Origin of the sequence: Ureibacillus chungkukjangi (assembly GCF_003217295.1) — a bacterium.
Classification (GTDB): Bacteria; Bacillota; Bacilli; order Bacillales_A; family Planococcaceae; genus Ureibacillus; species Ureibacillus chungkukjangi.
This window is the reverse complement of the sequence record NZ_QJTJ01000058.1, coordinates 1-4,313: the sequence shown is the minus strand read 5'-3', so window position 1 is coordinate 4,313 and position 4,313 is coordinate 1. Positions and strand designations below refer to the sequence as shown.

The following is a 4,313-nucleotide window of genomic DNA, read 5'->3' as shown; positions in this document are numbered from 1 at the left end:
TACGCTCCTAACTCTATGAAGTTAGGATTATTTTCATATAAAAGTGGCTCACTTTTCAACTGCGATGGTGGCTCAGTTTTAGCTTATCAAATACAAGCTTTTTAGGGAACTTACCATTTTTATATAATTCTAACGAGTATTCAAAAATTGGACGGGGTTTAATTATGGTAACGAGTGGATCTTTTTCTAAAAAACCCCTAGCTAACTCTTTTAACAAGGATTCTTCTACTAAATCTTGTTTTCTACCTCTACTCATAGTTGATTTTCTCCTTAAATGTATAAAGTTTGTAAAGGGCATCCTGAACAATTTTTGCATTATTTCTTAACTTAAAATTAAAGCTAGAATTTTTATTATCATATCTTTCATCTTTAAGGTTAAAAATAGCAGTATTATAAAGCCCAATTAAGTTCTTAAAGAGGAGTGAAACTGATGACTTTCGATTTTGCAGTTCTTTTGCAATTGTTTTTTTATGGATAGTATATTCTTTAGAGCTTATTCTCCAATAAGGACAAATGTAATGACTATCTACAGGGCAATTTTGATTGTTATCGGTACAATAACCGATCTCTAAGGGAATAGTATCAGTAGAGTTTATTAATACTTCAGGAATAATTTTGGATTTTATAATAAAATACTCATCAAAGGAACTTTGCAGTTCTGTAAAATGGTGATAATTTAAATTTGCTAAATCTAATAAATCAGAATCAACCCAATACTCCAAATGATTGTAATATGTTAATTGTGAATATATAGAAGTATGTCCTCCCAAAGCTGCCATTTCGATAGGATGATAACCCTGAAGCATCATATTTAAGAACGCAAAATATCTAGTATCATTAGGACGGATTCTTTTAATTGTCTTATTATCATTAGTAATTTCTAATGTATCACTAAGATCTAATATTCTGAAGTTATAAATACCTTGTACTACTTCTTTGTAAAATTTATTTAAGATTGTATCAAATAGTCCATAATAGTATGAATAAGGATAGGAACTACTATTAGAAGTATTTTTAGATAAATAACTATTTTGTTGAACTTGATATGATATAAGTGTTTCTCGAAAATCGAAATCCTTAGTTAATTCTTTATATCTTAAAATATTTTCAGCAAGCTCATTTGAAATTAAAATTTTATCGTACTTAAGTTCCCTAGTGAATCGTGTTTTACTACGGGGAAGAGATAAAATATAACCTTCATTACTTTGAGAAAGACAATCTAGTTTTATAAAACAAAACTCACTAATACGCAAAGGTATAATATTAGTTAAACACCACCAAAAATACACAGGAAAGAAGACTAAAAAACTTTGTGTAGATAAGTGTGAATTAAAAAAATCCTTTATAATTAAATCAAATTTAAGTACATCTTTACTTGAAGGAATTTCATACATAGTAAGAAGACGTTCAGAGCTTGTATATTCAATTAATATCTCATAGTAATTCAAAGAAACTTCGAAACCTGCATATTCTAGAAAGGTTAATATTTTCTTTGCTTTAAAAATGTTTGTATCTCTATTATTATTAAAGAAATCATTAAATTCATCTTCATATTCCGGACTGAAGTTATTAGTGAACCTCATTGCTTTAATGACAATATTAGCTATGTGCCGGATATGATTAGGTGATAACTTGTTTTCAAAAAGATTAAGTATCCATGATTTTAATATTATCTGTAATTCTTCATCTATTGAGTCAAAATAAATATAACTTTTAGATTTGAAATAATAGTCGAATAATATCCATTCATTATCCATATAAGATTCGTTTATTATATATTCATTTTGACCTGTAAACCTTTCTTCCATATCAGAAAGCATATTATCTATAAAATACGTAGAATCAAAAAGTTCCTCTGAAATCTCCATTGTTACACCTCTTGTAATGTAATGTACTTTTTTATATTGGGTAAATTTCTAACCCTCTCTAAAATGACATCATATCTACCATTTGAAAATTCATTTAAAAAACTTGCACCGAACTTCTTCTTGGCAGTACTTAATAAGAATAAGTATCGATAAAGAATGTTGGCTTTAAATCTTTTTTCTGTTTCTAGAGATGTTAAGAAGTTTACTTTCATATCATTAACAATCTTTTCTAGGTTGCTAATTACATTCACCAGTGTATAGAAATGAGGAATAGAGAAAGGGCATTTTTCACAGTCTCGATCTAGAAATAAACAATCTCCCAATAGGCATTGCCAATGTTCGTTTTTAGCGGGAAGCTGCCTCAAATTGATTAACATTAATTTTTTTTGCAATTCCGTATTATCTAATGAACTTAAATATTCAGTTAACGAGTTAAAGTCTCTTTCTATGCTTATTAATTGTGTAGATAGATTCTCTAATTTTGTAGAATCTCCAAACAAAGTTTTAAGATATCTCTTCCTTTCCTGAAGAATAATTTTGTCTTCACTCAAAGAATTACCAAATACTATTCTATGAAGATAATCGTAGGTATATCCAAAATTTCCATCATCAAATAAATTTCTTGACAGTCTGTCTAGTTCAAACTGAGATAATTTTATATATTTTTTTGTAGTATTAAATGATGAATGGGGACGAAGCATTTTCGTAATTTGCATAGGATCTAAGTTAGTGCAGTGTTTAATATATTCATAAGTGAAAGTCGATAGCGTTGTATTCATTTTTTTTGATTTAAAAAGAAACTGAGTATTTGAGAATTCTTGAAAGAACCTCTTATTCAATGAATTGGGTAATTCGTTTGAAGAATTAAATTCAATTAAATAAGGATTATTTTTATGATTTTGATTCAAGGTACAAGCTATTAATGCATTTGCTAATGGATATTGTAATTCTTCTGAACAAAAAAAATGTCCATCTTTATCTTTTTTTGAACTTTTTATAGTAAAGTATTTAGAAGTTATTTCAGCGATAATTTTATCCTTTTCTTCTATAGTTAATTTTCTGCTTAAAAAGTCATCGAAATCGGTAATTGATTCTGGAAGAGTTATCCTAGGTACCTTTGTAACAACATCATGGCTTCTCCAATCATTATTAAGATGCAAAATTATATATAACCAAACTGATTCATAAGATTTATATTTTTCAGTGTTATTGAGGGGGCGTTTAAACTCTTTATAACATCGTTTTTTATGATAATCCACATCCGATACATAGGAAACCAATTCTAAATATTCGTTAATTGAATATATTTCAGTATTAGCTGAAGTCCTAGCATTTTTTTCTTTGTATGGATTCCTCAAATGATTTTTATTATATTTCACTTCTAGTTCATCTGCTATAAAACATATATATTGATAGATAATTTCTTTGTACGTAGATTCAGTATTATCATTTAGATAAAGCAAATTTATTTCCTTTGAACTTAATTTAGCTAATTTATCAAATGTATCTCTCGAAATTAAGAGATTCGTTATACTTATAAATCGTACAAACTTCTTTTCAAGTGTCTTTATATTACCTGTAGTTGATTTTAATTTTTTTGAGGTGAACTTAAGCCAATATTTTAAATAAGTTTTTTCTTCAATGTCCCTAGCATTAATAATCCCTAAATCTTTTAAAGCTTTTAGATATAATTTATCAATTATTAGGTTGTTTTGAATTTCTTTTTTGTATAATTCAATTTTTTCCGCTAGCTCAATTTCTTTTACAATTGAATCACATATTTCCTTTTTATATATCCAACCAACTTCGAAAAGTTGACCAAATTGTAGAATGGTATTAAGGCGCTCGGGGGAAAATCGCTTATTATAGATTGATTTGACTTTTGAAGTAAGAGATATATTTCCTTCGTACTCTATTAGTATTTGATTTTGGGAAAGTTCTAATTTAGTTAGTACTTCCTTTAAATGTTTACTAGATATATAAAATACTCTTTTATAATCAAAATTGGGAATCTTATATTCAGCTATAATTCTCTGTAAAGCTGTTTCTCCAATTCGATAAAGTTGCTTAGCTTCAGCCTTTTTAATTAAATATTTACAGCTTTTATTCTGGAAGGTTTCATTAATGATTTCTAATTGACTAGTTGGATTTTCAATATTTAGTTTTTCTTCTAGCATTAAACTTAAAAAATTAATATTTCTTTCTTTCTGTTCTTTAATTATAGTTCTTGGTTTTTGCTGAATATTTTCTTCGCTCTTTGAATTAATAACTTGAAGTACATTTTGTTGGGCTATTTGTTTTACTTTGCCTTTTATTTTTAATTCAACTTCTTTCTGCTTTTGTAGGAGCCTGTAAGCGTCAAGTAGAATTGGACACATTTTGCTAATTAATTTTGAACAATTTCGTTGATTCTTCTCCCACTCCTTTGTAGAAGTAGGAGAAAGA

2 protein-coding genes and 1 pseudogene are annotated in these 4,313 nt (G+C 27.5%); all 3 read right to left on the bottom strand.

Features of this window, described 5'->3' with window-relative positions:
- Nucleotides 1-55: 55 nt before the first annotated feature.
- On the bottom strand, nt 56-256 hold the full coding sequence (locus tag BJ095_RS18585) for a hypothetical protein (RefSeq protein ID WP_107937887.1): 201 nt from the start codon (nt 254-256) through the stop codon (nt 56-58).
- Complete coding sequence (locus BJ095_RS18580) at nt 249-1,868, bottom strand: hypothetical protein (protein WP_107937886.1); 1,620 nt, start codon at nt 1,866-1,868, stop codon at nt 249-251. Before BJ095_RS18580 ends, BJ095_RS18585 begins: the two co-directional genes overlap by 8 nt.
- A 2-nt stretch (nt 1,869-1,870) precedes the next feature.
- Nucleotides 1,871-4,313 (bottom strand): annotated as a pseudogene (locus BJ095_RS19155) (hypothetical protein); the annotation flags it as partial.

Bases quoted from the DNA above. Each gene is read 5' to 3' on its own strand.
- BJ095_RS18585 (WP_107937887.1), bottom strand. From the start codon at position 256: ATGAGTAGAGGTAGAAAACAAGATTTAGTAGAAGAATCCTTGTTAAAA.
- BJ095_RS18580 (WP_107937886.1), bottom strand. From the start codon at position 1,868: ATGGAGATTTCAGAGGAACTTTTTGATTCTACGTATTTTATAGATAAT.